The organism is Rubripirellula reticaptiva (genome assembly GCF_007860175.1).
GTDB lineage: Bacteria > Planctomycetota > Planctomycetia > Pirellulales > Pirellulaceae > Rubripirellula > Rubripirellula reticaptiva.
In genome coordinates this window covers 289,482-311,178 of record NZ_SJPX01000003.1, presented here as the reverse complement: position 1 = coordinate 311,178, position 21,697 = coordinate 289,482, and the positions used below count along the sequence as shown (strand labels likewise).

Genomic DNA, 21,697 nt, shown 5'->3' with positions numbered 1-21,697 from the left:
GTGTGTGGTTGTGAATCACACTGGCATCGAATGCCATGAATGTGCGGGAAGGTTTCCGTAGAAACAACTCGCAGTTGGTTTAATATCGGAAACGTTAACAAAAAGAGGCGGTGAAGAATTTCTTCACCGCCTCTTTCTATGAACTGTGGATCGCGATTGGTTTAAAACGAGAACTCGTTCTCTGCTTCGGCTGCTGCTGGTGCTGCCACCGCGGCTCCGCCGTCGCCGGCCGGATTTGCAATGGCCATTTCGTCATCTTTAAAAATCTCTTTCGCTTCCACGCCGACCAGCTCTCGTAATATCGCAGCTTGATCTTGAAGCCCTTCGAGGTACTTCGTTTGATCATCCAACATGTTGTCGTTAAGAGCCGTTACCACTTCGTCCATCGATGAAACCCAATCTGCGACCGCAGTCTTTTTGTCCGCGGGCAGCGACGCTAGCAATCCGCCAACATTCTTGGGCGGAATGCCGGTCGTGCCGCTACCGGTTGCACCTTGGTAGAGCTGTTGAAGCATGTAGTTAAGCCGCCGGCGTGAAGCGATAACTTCGGGTGGTTGTGGCTTAGCAACGACGGCTCCCATCATTCCCATTCCATACCCCATTCCCATGTCCATGTCGTCGTAGCTGCCCATCCCCATGTCGTCCATCTCCATTCCCTCATAGCCACCCATCATCATGCTATCGTTCATGTCCTCCATGCCCATTCGAGGGGCTTTTCGAGCGGTGTTTTTGGCGTCCTTGTTCAAGAACAACTTCGGATCTTTGGGCTGTGTGGAAACTGGTGCAAGTCGTTCCATGCCTTCGATTCGAGCAATTTCGGCTTCGAAGCCAGCCAACGCGCGCTTGGACCAGCTCTTGAGTACTTTTTCAGGTTCGGCAACTTTGCCCTCGAGCGATTTGCCAAGACGACCGATTTTCGACGCCGAATACAGGGCGATCAAATCTTGATTCTCAGGTTTGCCGCTGATACTGATCAGTTTTTGGCCAAGCGTTGGGTCGTTCTCGGGCGCAAGGGTTGCCAACATGTCGACCGCATATCGCTGCAGATAGGCGTGTACTTTTTCGGTTCGAAACATCGGTGGCGACGAATCGAGCAACGCCATCATGTCGGCGGTGATTTTTGCGCGAACGTCGGGAGCGATCGCTGGAAAACCGAATGTCACCAAGCGGTTCATGCCTTGAAGGGCCGCAGCGCGAACACCATCGGAGTTCTTTTCGTTCGAGTAAATCTCCATGAAGACCGGCAAGTTTGCCATTAGCGGTACAGGTGGAGTCTTGCTTGCGTTGTCAGCTTGGCGTTGATCAAGTTGGCTCATCAGCACGATTGCACTGATTCGTGACGACGGGCTGTAGTTGCCTTCGGCGACTTTTTTTAGTCCCTTGAACGTGTCTCCCGTGACTTTCTGGAACACATCGGTTCGGCTTGAACGAGCCACTCGCGAAATATGTCCGCTGACGTCGGAAACAATTCGCGACGTGTCTTTGGCTGCATCAGCAGCCGTCAGCGCGGCAGGAACGTAGTACAAGAAATAGGCGGTTACCAAGCCTTGGTTGCCTTCCCCCGAACTAACAAAACGTTTGGTCGCTTTTTCGACTTCGTCGATTTTATCGGCAGTCAACGCTCGGTGCATCGGGATCGTTTCGTACTTAGCAGCCTGTCCCATCACGCGTGTCGAACAGCAAGCTGCGATCACGAAAAACGCACCCGCCAGAATCAGCATTCTGGTTCGATGGTGTTGCAGACGACTGGATCGCCCGATCGCCAGCGCACTTTTGCCGAAGCCCTGGGTGTCTAACGCTCGAGCGCCAAAGTTGTTTCGATTTCCCCAACCGGTGCCCGCGTGCAGCGAGCTGAATGGAGAAGGCGAATTCGACTCGGCTCGGAAGAATTGAGTTCGTGTTTTACTGGGAACAGTCATTTTTTTCAGACCACTCATGGGCGTTCCACCGTGAGAGCTAGGCCGACTCGAAATGTCGGCGCAGAAGAGAAGCTTGCTTGCATCTAGTATCCACGAAATGGACCAGTCCCGTCAACGAAATTCGCTGAATCCGCCCCACAGCAACGCCGAATAATAGGGAATTCACAGGCCAGGCCGGTTTTCGGGCCGATGCGAAGCCGTTTAAAACGGCCAAACGTCTGGACTTTCGCCGTCAGCGGCCAATTTGGTATTTCTCGGAACATGGACTCGACGCAAAACCCAACGACCGATCCGCAGCGGCTAGCGTTACCGATCAAGCCGGTCAGCGAGTCATTAAAACAATCGGCTGGAACTTGTTCGGCTGGCACGTCGACGCTCGCGGGCATCGACTCGGTCCGGGCTGCGGCCGCGGTCGGCGTCGTCGCCCTGCACGCCGGGGCGCCTTATCTCAAAAATCCCATGCCTGGGCTGGCATGGTCGATCCGAGATCAATCAAGCAGTGTCGTCGATTTTGCGTTTTGGTCGATCGAGCTGGTTATCATGCCGGTCTTTCTGGTTATCGCTGGATTCTTTGCCTGGCAATCACTTTCGCGTTCAACACCTGTGGCGATGGTCAAAACGCGATCGAAACGACTGCTGATCCCGCTAGCATTCGCGATGGTGGTGGTTCTGCCGCTGGATCTATACGCCTGGGTTCTGGGATGGGTCGCCGAAGGATGGGTCGAGCCTGTGAAGCTTCGCAGTCTGAAGTTCGACGGTGTGATCGACCAAAACCTTTGGGGGCTCAGTCACCTTTGGTTTTTACAGTACTTGTTCCTGTACATTCTTGTGCTGGCGGTTGGCAAGCATGTCGCCAATCGTCGTCGCGAACGCACGCGAAGTCACTCAATTTCCCATCTCGGTCAGGGCCCAGCAGCACGGCCTAGCTTGTTTTGGACGCTTTCGGTGGGGTGGTTCGTTGTCGCCGCCGTGGTTGTTTGGTTGCGTCCCCATGTCGTTTGGGGATTCCAGCACGCGTTTTTTCCGGTTCCATCCAAATGGCTTTATCACGGTCTCTTCTTCGCGGCCGGCGTTGGGCTTGCGATCGGTGATCCAAAAATGCTTCGGCTGTCGGCCGTTGCGCCACGTCTGGTGATCCCGTGTCTGATGCTTGGTGTTGCAACGGTCAGTCTGGGACAATGGCATTTGGGGCGATGGCAACAGGCACAAAATGAAACCCTTGCGGCTGTCGATGGTCAAGCCTCGGTTACGTCGAATCTGTTCGCCGAACCCATGTTGGCCGTGATGACGCCTTTCGCAGCTCTAGCAATCACGCTGGCGATGATTGGGGTGTCCGTCGCAAAGATTCGTCAGGTCCCAGTTGCGATTGAGTATTTGGCGGCAGCATCATTTTGGGTTTATCTGGTACACCACCCGATCCTTGGCCTCGTTCATGTCGATCTAAAGTGGTTTGCCGGCGATGCCATCAGCCCGGCTCTGAAGGCATTTGCGGCGTGCGTCGTTTCGCTAACCGTTTCTCTACTGACATTCGAAGCGTTAGTTCGCAAGACGCAGTTTGGGCGAATGCTTGGGATGAATTACTCACTTCGGACGTCAGAACAGCCAGCTGGGGCAAACACCGCAATCGGAGCTGGAAACATCGACGTGATCTCAATCGAATTTGGCCAGACTGGTGCTGGATCCGCTGCCCGTCATTCTACGCCGACGGACGACCGAGGCGATCAGCACCAGCCTCGGCGAGCGGCTTAGTCGTTCTTTCCGCGGCATTTCCCGATCCCCTCGTGAAGCGGAGGCCGATTCGGTAAAACCTTGGATTACGGCACGAAAAGTTTGATCAGCGAGGAAGTCGATGGCGAAAGGTTTGTTCACCCAAGGGATGTGCATCCTGCTGCGCAGCCCGGTGACAATCGCCTCGATCGAAGAGCGACTTAAAGACTTTAAATTGGTCGGTCGCCATGATTCCGTCGACGATGATCATGCACCGCAAACGTTGGTCTATGACTATCGTTCCGAAGTTGGCGGGCACTTGTTGGTTACGCCTTCAGACTCGGTCTGGCCGGACGATATGGGTGACCCCGATGAGTCGCCTGAACGTTTCGTCGCTTGGTCGCTTGGACAGTTCGGCCCGCTTGCGTTCCCTGGCTGTTTGCGGCGTTCGTCGGAACAGTCTTGGGGTTGGGAAGAAGGCGAGCAAAAAGTCAAGCAACACACTTCGCACATCAGGCTGCTGATCAGTTATGTGTTGGGCGCCGAGGAGGCGGCCGACGATGAAGATGACCTGCCGCTGATCCCGGATGACTATGATCCGCTGGACGAACTGAACTTCATCACTCGAGCCGTGACAACTTTGTTGGAAGCGGACGAGGCGATCTGCTACTTTAACCCTGGCGGTGAAGTGATTTGCGACGAGTCGGGTTTACGGCGTGGTCTCAACCATGCCTGGAGTCACGAGCTTCCGCCGCTGGAAATGTGGACAAATGTTCGACTTTTCAATGCGACCGAAACATGGTCGTTGATGGACACGGTCGGGAACGCTCAGTTCGATCTTCCCGATTTGGAAGCGATCTTTGATTGCAAAAAATTCGAACCGTCTGAAATCGAAACATTCTTGCGTAGCGCATCGCTTTACATGATCGAAAACGACGACGACGTCGAAGATGGCGACACTGCCGACGGGCCAGGTGGGCTGACGTGGGTCGCGATGGAGTGCTATGACGCACTTTCGGATCCACCACGCGAAACCATTCGTTGGGTTCCACAAGACGGCGCTACTCCGCCCGACGAATTGCTAGAACGAGGTGAAGAGCCCGATTACGACGAGGACTTGTTCGATAGCGATATTTCGATTGATGACGAAGACGACTTTGATGAGTTAGACGACTAGTGATTCGTCGACGGAGTTTTTGGTTGGGTGGATTGCGTTCTACCTAAAGTCAGCCAATACGGGAGAGGCTGGGCAAGCGGAGTTTAGCCCAACGCCGGTTCGAGCATGTCGATGCTCATAGCACCCATCATCGTCTTCGTGATTCGAATTTGGCTCGTTTCTTGATCGACAATTGGTCGCATGATTGACCGTTCGGAAGACGCAAGTTCGATCGGAGACTCGCTTTCGTTCTCAACCACGACCACAGGCGTTGCATAGTTTGAATGGCATCGTCGCATCACCGTTGCGATTGATCCGTTGTCCAATTCAACTCGACTTCCGATTGGATACAGCGTGATCTGATTCAAGAATGCTCGCATCGCGGCGGCATCGAACATTCGCCGCCCGCACTCATGCAGCATGAAAATTAGGGCGTCATGAGGCAGGTAACCGGGTCGCGCTGGCCCCGGATCGGTCAACGATAAATACGCATCAACTATGCTAAGAATACTAGCCACCGGATGAATCACATTGGAACGAATGCCGCGTGGATAACCACTGCCGTCTGGCCGTTCATGCACTTGATGAATGATCAGTCGTGTTTCATTAGAAATCGATGTGATCATCGATACCGCATCGACGCTCATGGTCGGATGACGGCGATACTCCCACGCTTCGTTATGATTTAGCAATTTGCGTGGATCACGAAACTTTTCGGGGAACCGGTAGAGTCCCAAGTCGTGCAGCAAACCTGCCGTTCCAGCCTGGATCACCTCGTCTTCGCTCATCTCCAATTCAATCGCGGTGCTGATCGCTAGTAGCGACATTCGTGCACAGCGGCGAGCCAGATGGTCTTCGGATTTGACGCAGCAACTAGTCAAGAATGACTGGTCCGAGTCTTCTTCGACCATAGCCAACAGAGATTTAGGTATCCCGCACAGTTCATGCACTGCACTATTGGAGATACCGTCAATCTGTTCCCCGAGATTCGAGATCACGCCAATCGCAGACGCAACTTGTTGCCGCATCGCGGCGGCTCGTTTGTCCGAGTAAGGCTCCGAACCGCGATTGGTCAATCGAAGCTTGGGTAACGCGTCGCTCGATTGAGTGCGACGCAGCGGCTGTACGCCAGATGGTTTTTCGCCGCGAAGCGCCTTTGCATCTTCGGACGAGACTTCCAGGAAAGAGACACCACGTTCAATGATCTGGTCGCGAACGACAGCCGTCAACGGACGACCGTTGCCGAGCAACAGTATCCCGTTTTCGTCGTGTATGTCGTACTTGCACGTCGCGCCTAGACGGATTTCGTCCAGCCCCACACGTACGTTCGCCTGATCCTGCATGGTACGTTTGCCCCTACGCATACCGGATATTAAAGAATTTTAGAGCCTTTGCCCTCAAAGGTACTACTTAACTTTGCTCATATACTCAACGATGCAAGGAAGTTTTTATTGCGTTTGTTAAATATTGCGGATGTCAGCAAAGTGAAAATTAAGTTTACTCGCCATGAAAGAAGCACGGGAATTGGCTTGAGCTGCATCGAGGTGTTCTGACGTTTTAATGCATCGATTATGGCATCGGTCCGAGCATTGCGAATCTTAATCCCGCCAAATTTACTGGTGTCCCAAGTTGACGTGGAAAATATTTAATTGAATCAGCTGTGCGGATTCGAGCGGTTGCGCCTATTCGTGTCGGATCGGTAATGACAAGACTTATTGGTCTGGATCTTGCCCATCGACATTCGGGATGTCGCAATGATGGATGTTAGTGCTCGAGCCGTCGATTCTAGATTTGCTAACGATCGGTTTTTCGAGACTGTTGCCGACATCGGTTATGGCGGAATCTAACAGGTCAATGATCTCATCGAGAGATCCTTCGATCGTCGTTGCCACGGATGGTTTTGCTTTGGGCCGAGGTCCTGTCGTTGCGGATTTTGCTCTCGGAACCGCAGATTGGCGAGCTTTCTTGGCCGCTGTTCTTGCTGTGTTTGATTTGCCCTTCCCGGCGGAAGCTGCTAACAGTTGGTCTAGTTCGGCGAAGTGTTTGCTGTTGTTCGTCTGGTCGCTTGTCTCGATTGAGTCTACGAGCAATCGCAATCGCTGGGTCGAGGCTAGAATTATGACGAAATTGGCTAAACTGGGAATCAATTTGTTATCCCGTAAGGCAGCTAAGACGTTTTCTAGCCGATGCGAGAGAGAGTTGATTTGAACAAATCCAAGCAGTTTGGCTGAACTCTCAATCGAGCGGACCGATTTCATGACGGAGTTTACCAAGTCGTTGTCAATGACCGTGCCATTTGTGCGAAGTTGATGCAATGAGGTTTCGATACCTGAGAGGTGTTCGCGAGCTTCCTTGGCGAACTTTTGCATCATATGTGCATCATGCATTTTGATTGCTCTGCTGCGACGGTAGAGCCGACACGCTTCGCGAGCTGCCAAGTGACATAGCGAAATGTTGACGGAGTGTTAGGTTTGCTGGTTTGTTATCGTCTGGTAGACAAAAATACTACTGGTTCATACCTCTTGGGAAACGATCAAGCAAACTCTATTGAATTGGGTGCCCAAAGTTTGAAGCGATATGGACTCTCTATTCGTTACAATCCGAACCGCTAGGCTACTCGACTGTCGTTTTGAAGCACTCCGCAAGTCGCTAAATTTTGTTGGGTGGATTGGCTTTCCACGCCTCACTAACCGAGCGATTTCGACTTGGCGTCCGATTCAAGGCTCGGCACGCGAGATGTAACCGGGGCGAATTGAATACGTCTGTCCTGTCTTAAAAAGTGGCTCGATTTTCGAGTCTGACATCGACTCAACAATCAATCCATATTGGTCGGCTTCGACGCGGATCAGCGTAGCAGGCAATGATTCGATTATCTCTCCGCATTCCAGTGTGACTTGTACAAGCAGTGGTGTCTGGCTTGATTTTAAATCGCTTGTCCACTCCTGAGGTGATCGCGGATCAGAATTCATGTCTTCGTCATTTTCAGCAGTGTCAATCGAAGTTGGAGTCGTTTCAGCATGGATTGGCACGCGATCTTCCCAGCGAATTTTGCTTGGTAGATCTGGCCCAAACCACGTCAACGATTCGTCAACCCAGGTAAATGCAATTGCGTCGTCGGAAGCCAAAGCCGAGGCAATTTCGAACAAACGTCGATTCGCGTTGGGAAGTTGATCGAGTATGGCGATGCTAATTCGAAGCAGTGGCTGACTAAACTCATCGCGTTTCCGTATGGGAAGCCTGGTGCCGCGAGCTGTTTGGATCGACGAACCGATCAGGATCCTTTGTCCGGATGCGGAACTTGCCGTCCATGCGGACGATTCCTTGGCTTCGTTTGCGAGTGAAACCGGAACGACTTCGAAGATCTCGCCCATTTCGCTTTCTAATAAGGACTCAATGTCATCCTTTGTCATCGAGCGATTCGCAGTCGTCCAGATCTGCCCCAATGATTCGGGGGCCAAGTATCCAATCGACATTGGGTGTTTTTGCAGCAACGCCTTTATCGACGGATCGTCAGCATGGCGAACCAGCCAACGTCGTTGACTTGGGATGCTTAGCCAGTTTCCCACCTCGTCTTTGTCGACGGTACTGAAAATAGAATCGAGTTTTTCGAAATCGCCTTTCGCAACCAATGCTAGAGCTTGGACGGCGAGGGCCCCGTCGCCATGCAACGATGGCTTAGGAGGTGCCAGGCCGTCGTCACTCAAGGGCTTGCTGAACAACTCGCTTAGCAACACGTCGGACTTGCCCAGTTCTAGTAAAGCTTGTTTTCGCAACTCGCGTTGACGGTTGCTCCAGTATCCTTCTGAGCCGTTGAGCTGAGATTCCGACAGTAATTCGACGGTTTCACCGTATTGTCCGCCGGCAAAACGTAATTCGGCAAATCGTGTCTTGATCATTACATGGTCGACGTTATCTGAATCGACCGCCTCGACACGCTGGGCCCACGCTCGCATTGTCTTTGAATCGTTCAGTCTGGCTGCTTCCTCAACTGCATGAAAGATAACTAATGGCAAATCGATTTCGGCCATTTCAATTTCGCTTGGTAACGCGCGGTTGATGACCGAATCGATTGCCCTCTGTCGATTTAGGATCAGTCGAAGCGAATGCTCGTTTTCGGGATCAGCCTGGTCGACAATTGAAATCGCCTTCCGATGCAAGCTGTCGGCTGTTGAGACATCGCCTTTGCACACTGATAAAAACGCTTCAAGGCGTGTCCGTGTTAGCTTGATAACGGGATCGGTTGCCGTCTGGGTTGCGTCCAGAAATGCAACCACGCTTTCTTTGCCCTGAACCATCAGGTCATTCACCAACATGCTTTGATAGCCCGCATGGTTGGGAAAACGCTCTACAACGTCTCGGTATTTACCAAGTGAAAGCATTGTTTCGGTGAGTGTTTCGTTGCTACTGTCGATCAGCCATTGGGGATCCGAGTCACCGTTGGTCGACTCATTCGCGGTGATAGCCTCGCTGGAAAGCCAATCAACAAACTCGGTCAGATCGGGCAACGCCAAATCATGCTCGTCAAGTTCATGGCGACACCAGCCTCGAACTCCGATTTCCCAAGGCTGAGCGTTTGGGTTGGCGGACAAGATCTCGTCCATTTCGTGCGTTTCGAATGCCGTTAGCAGGGACTGAACGTCACCGTAAAATTCGTCTTGAAATACCCAATGGCAAAGCGTCCGAATTGTTCCCTCGACGTCGTCTGATTCTGTAAACAAAGAGAGGTATCGGTCACGTTCGATTCGTGCGTCGGCGTGATCTTGGACTGCGACCCTTCGCAGTTGATCGTCACTTGTTTTGTCTCTGGCGAGGATGAAATTTTCCGCAGCCGCATCATAGTCTTGTCGGGACCAGGCTTCGTTGGCTCGTAACAACGCAACGATCGCAGCGTCAGTTTCGATGCCGTTTCCCGACTCGACGAAATCAAGGACAGCCTTGGACCATTCCATTCCATAGGCTGCCGAATCGGCCAATTGAATCCACGCGGGCATGCCAATCTGAGCGACTGCCGACACCAATGCGGGTACATCCTCTGTGCGTCTGTTGTTAGTCACCATGTTGACGAGCGTTTGATCAAGCGGGCATCCCTGCAATGCGATCACGGCTTCGTCGGCGGATTCGTCATCACGGTCAAACGCTTCGTACACCGTTGCAAGCAGCCAGTGTGTGCGAGGGTGGTTTGCCGATTGTGCTTGCGATTTCAACGCTGCTTTAAGTGCTCGTTCTTTTTCGCCCGTGTTCAAATAGCAGACCGATAGCACTGGCCAAACTCCCCACATTTGATCAGGATTTTTGATCGCAGTTAGTGGCCGGATCGCTTCGCCGTATTCGTCAAACGACATCCATATGTAGGCGATGCGCAGCATGGCGATGGAACGATCTTCAGCCAACATGGGGATTGCTTCGCACTGCCTAAGTTTTGCGATCGCCAGTTCTTGTTGACCTTCGTTCCAAAGTCGCTGTGCGTCGACCGCTTGATCAATCGCGCTGTCGTATCCGTCCGATGTAGCGGGATCGCCAGCGTTGTAGGCGGCGTACTCGTCAGAAGTGCGACGGCCGAAATCGAGTGACTGCCAGTCGTAGATTTCCCACTTATCGCCCGCATTGATCAGGAACCACTGTTGGGCATCAGCTTGGCTTTCCTCGGAATAGAAAATCAAGCTGACTTGCGCCAATTTGGGATCGCCTGGCAATGTTCCACTATCGACGTGCACGTCAATAATTTGAACGTGAGTGTCAAACTTGTCAGGCGCCGGTTCATATTGGTCAAGCCAACTGCGAATTGCCATGCGATCGATCAGCCCAAATTCGCTATTGCCGCACGGGCTGGCTTGGACAGCGTCAAGGAACATTTCACGGTTCATCGGAATCGTGTCGCCGACACGATTCGCTTCCACGCATTCGTTCACGAACGCTGCTACTGACGAGTCGAAGTGGGGCACGGAGTCCGAGTCGATTTCGGATTGCTGTGACTCACCAAATCGCCGGACAAGCGATCGCTCAAAATTGTTGGCGTCGACTTGGAAGGCCTCGGAAAGTTTGGTCGGCCGCGGTGGGACCGCCACTAGGCCGGTGGATCCGGCGGCGCCTTGAACAGCAAAATAGGCAATAACTGCTACTCCGCCGCAAAACAATATCCCCAGCAACGTAAGCCCACCAAGGATCAAGCCAATCGTCTTGTTCGATCCAGACGGTTGGTTCGCTGAAGTTTGTGCAGTACGGCTGTCCGACGCATGCTCGGAAAAAGGATCGTGACTCACTTGTCGGTGACCGTGCCAGAGGGACGCGAACGTTTGAACAGCGGAATTTCGAATGTCTGTTCAATCCGATCACTAAATTGCAAGTCGGATTGTAACGTCAAACCTCTTCCGATCGCAGCACTGGTGATCTAGCGTGGTTGGCCCACCAAACCTGGTAGCCGGAAAGGTCTGGGAAACCAGTTCGGATTGATCAAGTTATTAGTAGTCAAAAACGCAAACAGATGGTTGCGTTGCATTAGCCGTGACCTAGACGGCAGGATTGGCGATGTGACAGTCAGATCAATCGTTACAAAGTGACAGAAAAATACCTGGAAACTTAGTATTGTTTCGCGTTTGACAATCTTTGCGACCTAAGAGGACTTTGTCGGGTATCTTTTAATTGGCGATCCGAACATCGGGGGATTAGTGGGTAGCCAAAGCAATCTTTTCTTTGCAGGAATGCAACCTATTGCCATAGTCGTTTGCGGAGTCTCAAAACGATGACGAGTGCCCCCGATTCACCAACGAAACCCAGCAGTGGTTTTTTTCGTTGTCCTATTTCATCCGATCGCAGTGAAGCGACGATTCGCGTAGGACGTCGAAAGTTCGCGACGGAAGTTCACGAGACATCGATCGATGGGTTTACCGTCTTGGTGTCGCCCAAGGATTCGTCGAAGCTGAAGGTCGGCCGGCCGTGGATTTTGATTTACGACGGGACGCGTACCGAAGTGCACCCCCAGTGGATGTTCAACGCGCCCGACGGTCATGTCCAGATCGGACTTCGTCGACTAAGAGATCTAACACGTCCGCCGAAGGTCACGCGATCGTTGCTGACGTCGATCGGTGGTCGTAAGTATGAGGATCCTAGCTACTCGGCACTAGGTTTCGGCGGCTTCGTTTTGGCGTTGTTTTCTTTGATGGCTTTGCCTGGGCTGGGTGACCGACTTGGAACTTCCGATCGTATTCAAGGAACCGTCCGATGGATTGCGTCGGAACTGAGTTACACTCTTAACGAATTCCTTTAGTCTCAGATTCAGGTGAAACTACCGACGCGGAACTTCTGCCGCAGTTTCTGCTGCTGCGGCAATAATATCGAGTGCTTTTTGGAGTACTTCGTCGGGCGTCATTCCATCGCTGTGCAGTAAGACGGCATCATCGGCTGGGCGTAAAGATCCGATCGGTCGGCTGCGGTCTTCCTCATCACGACGATTCTGCGACACGATCACGTCTTCAATTGGGACGTTACGCCCTGCGGCGGCAAGTTGTTGTTGGCGGCGGACGGCACGTTCTTGCGGTGAAGCGGTTAGAAAAATTTTGCACTCGGCATCCGGGAACACCTCGGTTCCTTGATCACGCCCCTCGGTCACAATATCGCGTCCTTCGGCAATTCGACGTTGTTGCTGTGACAGTTGTGCGCGAACTTCGGCAAGGTCGGCCAAGACGTGAATTGCCCCGGTGACCGTCGGAGTACGAATCTCGTTAGTCACGTCGGTGTCGTTGAGTGAAATTCTATTCTTGTGCCATTTTAGGTTGACGGATCGAACGTAGGCGACCAACGCATCAACATCTTGAAAGTCGATGTTGTTCCAGATCGCCCCCAGAGTGACCGCGCGATACATCGCGCCGGTGTCTAAAAATTCGAAACCAAGTCGGTCAGCAACCTGTCTTGCAATGCTGCTTTTTCCTGCACCTGCAGGGCCATCAATCGTTACAATCACTGTTCTCGCTCCGCAGCCGTCTGGATGTTCGTCAACAGGTTCACATTTTGGGTCAATTCGGCCAATGCATCTTGGACCGCTTGAGGATCTTGACCGAAATCACGTTCCACCTCACCTACCAGTTCAAGGTCAGGCATTTCGCTGCCAAATCGAGTTCGATAAAAAGAGTTTGTCAAAATATCAAGCGGCTCTTTAATCGACGGAGCCTCCGGGTACTGTAATCGCAATATCGCGTCGACGGCCAACTCAGAGGGAGTTTGTGCAGCGGTGCGGTGGACACCTACACGAGACAACTGTTCGAGCGTTTGTGCGTAGAACGGAATCTTAGGGACGGCAATTTCTTTAACGCTGTTACTGTTTCGTTGGCGGTGCATCCATTTGGGCGTTTGGATTCGGAGCAGCAGCGCGGTCAATAGCGTTAGCCCAATACCAAGGACTGCGGCTGGCCATGAAAACAGGTTTCGTCCGGCAAGCGCTCCACCGCCCAATTCGCCGTCTCGAACTTTACCGATCACCGTGCTAAGCCGTTCGACAAATTTTGCATAGGAACGGTGCAGCGGATTGTTCCCTGGTTGCCCGAGAAATGTTTTCTTTTGCTGCTTGCCGTCCATTTCCACGACGTAGTCGTCCCACATGTTTTGCGCCATGTCGAAAACCTGTCCTACACCGCTAGGCCCTTCACGAAACCGTCCAGAACTCGGCGTGGGGTCCAGGCGCAGCCAATAGGCTTCTGAACTGGGTTGTCCGTAGACATTGCGATTGTGGTCAAGTTGGTCTTTCCGGATTAGCGCTTCCACCCATGCGTGCGCGTGTAATTGACGGGCGATGTAATGATCCCCAATCTCGTTGTACTCGTCCGTGTGATAGCCCACGACAATTCGAGCGGGGATGCCTTCACTGCGCAACATCATCGCTAGCGCCGAGGCAAAGTATTGGCAGTGGCCTCGTTTGTCGATCGTCACAAACTGTTCGATGGGATCCATTCCTGGGTACCGCTTCGCATCCAGTTTTAGTGTGTATTCAAATTCCTGCGAGGTCGCTAGAAACTGCTCCATGCGTCTGGCAAGGTCCGAGTCCGACTTTTGCTCGCCATTTTCAGGTTGGGCGAGACTGCTAGCCAACTCGGCGGTCCCAGGCATCTCATCGCGATCGAAATCCAGCAGCGCTTCGCGATAGTCTTCGATTCGACGTTCGTTTGCCGCGCGAGCTAATGTTTGGTTGCTGCGTCTTTCAATCGCTTCGGCCGAAAGTTCGTCGGCGGATAGTGGTTGGAATGGAACTATCGACGTTTGCGATCGCGTATTTGCTTGTGGTTGAGCAATGAGGTCGGATTGCCTGCCTTTGCGAAAAGCGTGGCTGCCAAATTCGTAGGAAATTCGAGGATAGTTCCAGTTGTCATCACCACGACGGGCAATCGTGCTTCGGTCGAGGCAGTATTCGAGATCAGGTTCGCTTTTAGATCGATGAAGTGGTGCGATTGCAAATAACGCGCGACTGCGTGAGGACTCGGCACTGATTTGAACGCGCACAACATCGTAAAAGTTCTTGTCGGTGCTTCGGCGTGGAACGTGTTCGGACGGTAAGTCTTCTGTGTGCTTGACCATTCCTTCGTTCAGTTCGGCCCACACCGCTGAATCTCGTTGTTGGCTGTACCGTTCCAGCACACGCCCACGCAAGTACAATCCCTCGTTGACTTGGTACGACGATCCCGTTTTGCGGTCGATCAAACGGACGCGAAGCGCCGGTGCAGTGCTTTGCATCATTTCACCGATCTGTTCCAGCCGAAGTTCGTCACTGAAACCTACCAATGCCTGGCCCGGTCTTGATCCACGCGCCGCTTCGGTGGTGCGTGGAAGGGCGTAAAAGAAAATTGTCCCGACCAGCAGAACGGCCGGAGCCAGGGCCATTAGCGTAAAGGTTGGCAATCGCATTGCGACGTGCGAGATTGATTGTACGGATTCCGTCGCTGTTACCGAGATGGTTGGCGCCACGGCGCTGCGTCGGCCAAAATAGCCGCCGTCTTCTTCCAAACCATCGTTGGTCCGTAATCCTTCGAGCGCCGAAATTGCTGCGAGTGAACTGATTGCCCAAGCACCAACAATGCTGATTGGTACCAACAACAACCCAAAATTGATCGCGTTGTTGAATACGGCAGCAACGATCAATTCAAGTAAACAAAAAACGCCAAGTTGTTCTAATATCCGACGAGTTTTGCGCTGCATCATCAAGATGCCTTGAACAAAAACGAGCAACTGAGCAACGGCGATCATTTGATGGTTGCCGGGAGCATCGAGATCAACAAAATCGCTGACGCAGTAGATCGCGGCGAGCCCCATTGCGGCGTAGGCAGCAATCGGCGGCAACGCAAATAGTTCAAGCCAGTCCACAAACACGTAACCGAACACCGCAAAGAAGACGGCCAGCAACGTGATTGCTTCGAATGACGTGCCCGACGTCAGCACCATGCCGCCCAAACATGAAAGCACCGCAAAGTAGAACTTCAACCGTGATGCAATACGGCGAGCGTCACTTTTGTGAGTCCCCGCGGCGACATGCGAATGCTCGTTCATCAGACTGCTCCGAAAAGGGGCTTAGGAACAGGCTGGTTCTTGACTTCGGTTTCCTCTCGTACCACCCAGCGGTCCAGGTCGCGGTCGCTGGTGCAGATCCAGCGGAAATCGGTCCGGTAGGTCCAAGGGGCTAATGCTTGTATCAGTTTGGGATCTGCTAGTTTTGCGAACGCGAGTGTCCGTGGACTAATCACAATTAAGTTTTGGGTGTTCCCAACGAGTCGCAACGTCTGCTGGGCTGCTTCATAGATGTCGGGCTGATCGGTTGGTTCTACATCCGCCAAGATTTCCAACATGCGTTGTTTTCCGGCGACTGATCCGGTTCCGATGATCGCTTCGCATTTTTGCGCCGCGACCGCTAGGACGATTCGATTTGATGGGGAACTTATCAACCGAATCACGAGCGTTGCTGCTAGGCTAATCGCACGCTCTAGGTGATAGGTTGCGAGTTCATCGTCAGGAGTCGAGCGAAGGCTGTTGCGTGAGTGGTTAAATCCATCGACCAGCACCGTCGTGTCGAAGCGTCGCTGTTGTTCGAATTGTCGAACGGCTGGTTCGTTCATCCGGGCGGTTGTCCGCCAATGGATCCATTTAGGACTGTCGCCGGTCTTCCATTCTCGGAGCCCGAAAAAGTCACCTTCGCTCGGTCCACTCTTGCGTCCAGTGGTAGACATTCCACCTGGCCGAGTGGTAAGGCGGCGTTGGTAGTCACTGCTAAGGGAAAGCAGTGCGGGGAATACATGGAACTCGTCGATGTCGTCGCTGATTTGTCGTGAACTGAAAAGTGAAAAGGGAAACGTCGTCATCAACGAAATGGGGCCAAGGCGGTACCTGCCTCGCCGAGTCACGGTGCAGTCGCAGTGAGGCCCAACGGTTTGTCCAGCTGAGATCACACCGGCTGCGCAAATAGCAGTCGCGGCATCCGATCGGTCGGATGATTCGATTCGGTCTTCGACTCGCATCATCCACGCCGGCATCAAACGGCTATGGTTGTGAAGCATGTATCGAATTCGAAATGGCTTGCCGGCAAAGGCTTCGGTTGGCAAACGTCGTTGCACCGAAATTGCTTCGACCGAACGCTTTGACCATCGCCATTGCATGATCAAAGTCCCAACAATCAGTCCCGCCAACACCAGCAACAGATTAAAACCTCGCAGTGCTCCGCCGAGCATTGCGAATGATCCGACGAACAAAAAGTGAAACCCCAAGCGGGTCAAGCGGTGCTTGCGTCGTTGTTCATTTCGGCGCGAGTTGGGCACTTGTCTGGTTTCTCTGGAAACAGCGGATTGGACAACGAAAGTTTACCACCGATGGCATCGCCCAAGGCGATGGTCTGAGCCGAACTCGCAAACCGATCTTTAGACTGGAACAGGAACCTGTTGCAGCAGATCAGCGATTTGCGTCTCGACCACTTGGCGGCTCGCCCCTTGAAAGATCCCTTCGGGTAAAACACGGTGAGACAGAGATGGCACAGCAAGCGATTTAATGTCGTCTGGAGTCACAAAGTCGCGTTCTTCGGTGATCGCTCGGGCTTGGCAACCGCGATAGAAACTGAGAGCGCCGCGGGTGCTGACGCCCACCTGGAACCCATCGTGCTTGCGAGTTGCTTCGACAATGTCTAGTAGGTAGTCGACGAGTGATTCATCAAACCGAACATTCCGAACGGTGCCTTGTGCTGCTGAGATTCCTTCGACACTGACGACGGGTTCAAGCGTGTCGACCGGTTCACCCATGCGGTGTGTCAGCATGACCTGTTGCTCGATGTCGCGTGGCGGATAACCGATTGACGTTCGCAGCAGGAACCGATCCAGTTGGCTCTCGGGCAACGAGTAGGTACCTTCGAATTCGAACGGATTCTGGGTCGCCACCACAATGAAGGGTTTAGGCAGCGGATGGGACTTGCCATCGATTGAAACTTGGCCTTCGCTCATCGCTTCCAGCAACGCCGATTGAGTTCGGGGGGGAGCCCGGTTGATCTCGTCGGCCAGGATGACGTTGGCGAAGATGGGCCCGCGGCTGAATTCAAAATCGCGAGTGTCGGACCGATAGATCATGCTGCCGGTGATGTCACTGGGCAGCAAGTCCGGTGTGAACTGCAATCGTGAAAACGAGCCATGGATGCTTTGGGCCAGAGCTTTCGCCGCTAACGTTTTGCCGACGCCGGGGACGTCTTCAAGCAGCACGTGTTCACCAGCCAGCAAAGCAGCGACCAGCATCTGAACGACATCAGGCTTGCCCAGTACCACTCGTTCGATGTTCTGACGCAGCAAACGTGAGGTCTCGAATGCTTCATGCAACATCGGGGGTGCGCTTCCGATAAAAGTGAGAGAAGACTCACCGCAGATCAACCGAGGCCTATCGGCGTCGGCATCGCCATTCCCAATGGCAATGTTCTGCTGTGATGACGGGATATCTTATCTGCGATGTCGGTGGCCTTCTATCCGGGGATGCCTGCATCGGCAGATATCCCAGGTCTTTACGGCCTTGGGAAGGATTGGTTTCGGAGCCGAAACCCGGGCAAACGTGTTCGTTGAGGGCGTTGTGTTTTGGTGGGACGCCAATTTGCCGGTCGAGCGAGTAAACCGAGGCAAAAGTCCACGGGTCTTAGGCTGGTTTTGGTGGGGTTGATTCGCCTTCGAGTGGCAAAACTCGTGCGTTTAGATCCTTTAGGCTTCTGGCGAGCGAATCGAGGGAAGAATCGGGCTGTCTATTTCGAAATTGCAAATAGCCATTTTCGGCCGAGTTGATCTAGAATCGTGTCGCAACGCGTTTTTGGAACCACGGTTATCGCCGCAGGATTCGTCGTGGCTGCCCGCGTGTCCACTAACCGGCTGTTGCGTCATTCCTGCGGTGCTGATGAATCAGCTGTCAAAAGACCTACAGATCTCTAAGCCAATCAGGTGCTCGTTTGTTGCGTTTGTTCAGTGGCCTGCTTTTCATCGGCTTGGGCTTCATCGTCGTATCGATTCAACGTGCGCAAGCGGATAACACGATCCAAATGGTTTTGGATATTGCCGGTGGCGCTCATGTCACTGCCGACGGCGTTCAGCCGTATCCGCGGTTGGCTGCTGAATTCGAGCCGACGCGGGCGCTGTTGTTGGGGGTCGCTGACTGGCAACCTCACCATCGCGAGATCTTGATTGAAATTGCCGAAAAGGCGGCCGATCACGTCAATGTGATGGTGCTTTGTAACGACACTTGGCAAATCAAAGATACCACCGGATGGCTTCTTGAAGGTGGCGATAAATATTCGCACGTTTACTTTTGTGAGTTCCCGCTCGACACGGTTTGGTTGCGTGATTTTGGGCCCATCTTTTCACAAACGGCCGAAGGTTCTCAAACACTGGACTTTTATTACGAGGGGACGCGTCCGAAAGATGATTCGCTGCCCAAGGTTTGGTCCAAACGAACCGGTTCTCAGTACGTTGAAGTTCCTTGGACTGTGCAAGGCGGAAACCTGATCGGTAACGGTCAGGGTCTTGCGCTGGCAACGAATCGGATCTTTGAAGACAACTACATCACGTTTCCTCAGCCGACGCCCGGAGTGAATCCTGAGATCGAGCGACGAAAGATGGTGGTCGACCAGTTCATGAAGTTCTGCAATCTGGCTCAGCTTGTCGTCTTAGAGCCGTTGCAGTCGGAACTAACGAAACACGTTGATATGTTTGCGACGTTCCTGTCGCCCGAAGACGTGATGGTGGCCCAATTGGACGCGCGGGTCGATCCCGTCAATGCGGCGATCTTGGATCGTAACGCGGCACGTCTATCGAAGATCAAGGTAGGTGGCCAACCGCTGCGCGTGCACCGGATTCAGATTCCAGTACGCGATGGTACGTCATGGAGTGCGTACACGAATGTCGTGATCGCTGGCGACTTGGTGCTGATTCCTATCTTTGGTACGGATCCGCCCGCGATGGTCGAAGCCGCTAAGGCTGCGTACCGGCGATTGTTACCGGAACACACCGTCGAAACGATTGACATGAGCAGCATGAAGCAGTTGCAGGGCGAACTGCATTGCCTATCGTTGCACGTGCCTGCCTTTGCTCCGATGCCCGATCGAATCTACCCGTTTGAAAACTCAGTCCGAGCGTATTTTCCGAACGGAAAAACCGAATAATCCATGCGGGTCGCTTGGGTAGATTCCAAGCTCGTTAACATCCGTGGGGCCAATTTAAGTCAACTGATCCAGGATCATTGCAATCGCAGCACTAGCCATCGGAGTGCTCATGCTGGGTAGACGAGCGGCGGCATCCTTGGCGGCTTGAGCAGGCGAGAGCGGGATATGGACGAAGGCGGCTTTTGTTTTCATCCCAAACGATACCGCGTAGTGCTGGCTTAGGTACAATGCCGCATTGCAAAGGTACGTGCCCGCGTGGTGCGACACTTCACTAGGGATCCCGGCCTCGATTAGCACCGAATTGCAGCGCTCTAGAGGCAGCGGCGATCGGTAGGCTTCCGGCGCGTCTTTGATTAGCGGCGAGCCGTCGCTGCGGACGTTCAATCCGACCGCTTCAAGCTTGATCAGTGGGTGACCCGGCGATTGGCCCAAATGAATCGCCAAATCGTAGTCTTCTTGCAGATCCTTTCGGAGATTTTGGCTCATTCGCGTCAGATCAACCGCATACCGGCGACTGGTGATGTCGATGGGGCCGTCGTACCACCGCGTTAAGTCGACTAGAGCTGACCAACTGCTATTCTCTGGCCAGCGGTCGTAGGGCTCAAAGGCGGTAATCAGTACGCGTGTCACGAACGTATCTTTCGGTCGGATGGGGCTTTGTGGAGGCCGCCACGGTTGGGGCGTGCCGCCATCATAGTTGCCGTCCGAGTGGAATCATTCGGCTTTTTCGACCGCCGTTTTGTCGGTGGGCTTGGGAACCTGCTTCGATTCGGCTGGATCCACCTGCTTGATGACCGGCGGCAATTCTTTGCCTTCGGGGAAAAAACGCATCGAGATCGAGTTGACACAGTGCCGCGTGTTCTTTTCGGTTAGCCGTTCGCCTTCGAAAACGTGTCCGAGGTGGCCGCCGCAATTTGCACAGACAATTTCGACTCTGCGGCCATCGGCGTCGATGTTGCGAGCCACGGCGCCTTTAATTTCGTCGTCGAAACTGGGCCATCCGCAGTGGCTTACGAACTTATCGTCTGCTTTATACAAACGAGCGTTGCATTGCCGGCAAAGGTAAATTCCGGCATCCTTGGTCAGCGTGTAACCGCCATCGCCAGGTGCTTCGGTTCCTTTGTGAAGCAGCACGTACGCTTCCTTTTCATTTAGCGGGTTGTATTCGCCAATCATGAAGGGAACCTTGTCTTTGCTGTTCACTTTCGTCGTCTTTGTTTGAGTAGTCTTCGATGGGGCAGACGCTTTTTCTGGTTCGGCCACCGTGGTTGCAGGCGTCTTGTCGTTGGACTGCGCATCGTCGGCATTGGCAACCATCGTTCGATCGCACCCAGTAAATCCTACTAAGGCAAGGACCGGTAAAATCATGACGGCAGCCGTACAGAGAAGCTTTCGCATCGGTATGTCTTTCTTCCTGAGCTCGCGAGACCAAATCTGGGAAAGATCGCAGCGCCCGCGATCCCGATGAACTCATTGTAGCCTGTCGCCAAGATCGCGTTGCTAGGCAAAGATTCCGAAGCCTCGGCGAGGCTGACGAGAGGCCCATTTGTCAGGTTCGGCGCAAAAAAATCCCGCCTGCCGAGACACAAGGTGAATCTCGACAAGCGGGGCAGTTCTCGCTCGATCTTACGAATGAACGAGTGGGGTGACCATGCCGAAGCACAGGTCCGCCGACTTCTGCTAACGGTTATCACCCCGTTGGCTCGTACAGCAATAATCCACTTGCTCACCTCCCTTCGTTTCATCGGTTTGACGGTTGACGGCCCAGGTGCCAACCAGAGCGGGCCGTTTTCCGTACTAAAAAGTCCATCGCGGCGCGTCACCGCGATCCGACATCTCCATTATCGATCGACATCGCCTTTGGTTCAAGGTTTTGCCAAGGATTTTGAAAACGTCATGATGGTAAGACCGTGAGCCCCCAAGAAGGTTCACGCAAAATCTGAAAAACGATTAGCTGGTGGGCGCGTCGATTTCATAGTGAACAATGATCAGCACGTCGCCTGCGGAAAACGAGTTCAGCGGTCCTCCGCTACTACCGCTTTGAGGGGCCAGGTTTCCGGAGATCGAGATCACTCGAGCGCCGCTCTTTCGCATCCAACGATTGATCTGCCGTTCCATTTCAGGCAGTTCGGTATCGACGCTCTTGAACAGTTTGACTTGCTGCACGACCAGGGTTCTCCGATGAGTTCGATAAGTTCGACGCGAGCGTGAACGGGGCTTTGATTGTAGTGTGCCGGAGCGGGGGCGAGTGGCACAGCAATGGCTCGCTAC

At 53.3% G+C, this 21,697-nt stretch carries 15 protein-coding genes; 4 read left to right on the top strand and 11 right to left on the bottom strand.

What is annotated here, in order from left to right; all coding sequences use genetic code 11:
* Positions 1-161: 161 nt before the first annotated feature.
* Complete coding sequence (locus tag Poly59_RS13945; protein WP_146534721.1) at positions 162-1,937, bottom strand: hypothetical protein; 1,776 nt, start codon at positions 1,935-1,937, stop codon at positions 162-164.
* 243 nt (positions 1,938-2,180) lie between these two features.
* Here Poly59_RS13945 and Poly59_RS13940 point away from each other — a divergent pair, with 243 nt between their 5' ends.
* Both Poly59_RS13940 and Poly59_RS13935 read left to right on the top strand, forming a co-directional pair.
* The gene (locus Poly59_RS13940; protein ID WP_186776244.1) at positions 2,181-3,668 is read left to right on the top strand and encodes an acyltransferase family protein; all 1,488 of its coding nucleotides are present in this window, start codon (positions 2,181-2,183) and stop codon (positions 3,666-3,668) included.
* A 100-nt stretch (positions 3,669-3,768) separates the two neighbouring features.
* On the top strand, positions 3,769-4,803 hold the full coding sequence (locus Poly59_RS13935) for a DUF4261 domain-containing protein (protein WP_146534719.1): 1,035 nt from the start codon (positions 3,769-3,771) through the stop codon (positions 4,801-4,803).
* Between the two features lie 83 nt (positions 4,804-4,886).
* Here Poly59_RS13935 and Poly59_RS13930 read toward each other — a convergent pair whose 3' ends face one another.
* From Poly59_RS13930 to Poly59_RS13920, 3 genes are all read right to left on the bottom strand, one after another.
* Positions 4,887-6,125, bottom strand: coding sequence for an HD-GYP domain-containing protein (locus Poly59_RS13930; RefSeq protein ID WP_186776243.1), 1,239 nt, complete (start codon positions 6,123-6,125; stop codon positions 4,887-4,889).
* A 369-nt stretch (positions 6,126-6,494) separates the two neighbouring features.
* A complete protein-coding gene (locus tag Poly59_RS13925) occupies positions 6,495-7,169 on the bottom strand; it encodes an Hpt domain-containing protein (RefSeq protein ID WP_146534717.1) in 675 nt (224 codons plus the stop codon).
* 330 nt (positions 7,170-7,499) lie between these two features.
* Complete coding sequence (locus tag Poly59_RS13920) at positions 7,500-11,042, bottom strand: tetratricopeptide repeat protein (protein ID WP_146534716.1); 3,543 nt, start codon at positions 11,040-11,042, stop codon at positions 7,500-7,502.
* Positions 11,043-11,521: 479 nt separating this feature from the next.
* On the opposite strand from Poly59_RS13920, the gene Poly59_RS13915 reads away from it, so the two are divergent.
* Positions 11,522-12,046: a hypothetical protein gene (locus tag Poly59_RS13915; protein ID WP_146534715.1), complete on the top strand. Its 525-nt coding sequence runs from the start codon at positions 11,522-11,524 to the stop codon at positions 12,044-12,046.
* Between the two features lie 18 nt (positions 12,047-12,064).
* Here Poly59_RS13915 and cmk read toward each other — a convergent pair whose 3' ends face one another.
* The 4 genes from cmk to Poly59_RS13895 form a co-directional block, all read right to left on the bottom strand.
* Complete coding sequence (cmk, locus tag Poly59_RS13910) at positions 12,065-12,739, bottom strand: (d)CMP kinase (protein WP_146534714.1); 675 nt, start codon at positions 12,737-12,739, stop codon at positions 12,065-12,067.
* A complete protein-coding gene (locus tag Poly59_RS13905) occupies positions 12,736-15,309 on the bottom strand; it encodes a transglutaminase TgpA family protein (RefSeq protein WP_146534713.1) in 2,574 nt (857 codons plus the stop codon). Before Poly59_RS13905 ends, cmk begins: the two co-directional genes overlap by 4 nt.
* A complete protein-coding gene (locus Poly59_RS13900) occupies positions 15,309-16,568 on the bottom strand; it encodes a DUF58 domain-containing protein (RefSeq protein ID WP_146534712.1) in 1,260 nt (419 codons plus the stop codon). The genes Poly59_RS13905 and Poly59_RS13900 overlap by 1 nt, the downstream gene beginning before the upstream one ends.
* A gap of 99 nt (positions 16,569-16,667) precedes the next feature.
* A complete protein-coding gene (locus Poly59_RS13895) occupies positions 16,668-17,564 on the bottom strand; it encodes an AAA family ATPase (protein WP_146535299.1) in 897 nt (298 codons plus the stop codon).
* A gap of 656 nt (positions 17,565-18,220) precedes the next feature.
* Between Poly59_RS13895 and Poly59_RS13890 the strand changes: the two genes are divergently transcribed.
* On the top strand, positions 18,221-19,426 hold the full coding sequence (locus tag Poly59_RS13890) for an agmatine deiminase family protein (protein WP_246151642.1): 1,206 nt from the start codon (positions 18,221-18,223) through the stop codon (positions 19,424-19,426).
* A gap of 54 nt (positions 19,427-19,480) precedes the next feature.
* Here the strand turns inward: Poly59_RS13890 and Poly59_RS13885 are convergent, their stop codons facing one another.
* From Poly59_RS13885 to Poly59_RS13875, 3 genes are all read right to left on the bottom strand, one after another.
* Entirely contained in the window at positions 19,481-20,056 is a 576-nt protein-coding gene (locus tag Poly59_RS13885; protein ID WP_146534711.1) for a pyroglutamyl-peptidase I family protein, read from the bottom strand.
* An 84-nt stretch (positions 20,057-20,140) separates the two neighbouring features.
* Positions 20,141-20,824 (bottom strand): methionine-R-sulfoxide reductase, encoded by a 684-nt coding sequence (locus Poly59_RS13880; protein WP_146534710.1) that lies wholly within the window; start codon positions 20,822-20,824, stop codon positions 20,141-20,143.
* 552 nt (positions 20,825-21,376) lie between these two features.
* Positions 21,377-21,592: a hypothetical protein gene (locus Poly59_RS13875; RefSeq protein ID WP_146534709.1), complete on the bottom strand. Its 216-nt coding sequence runs from the start codon at positions 21,590-21,592 to the stop codon at positions 21,377-21,379.
* Positions 21,593-21,697: the final 105 nt, after the last annotated feature.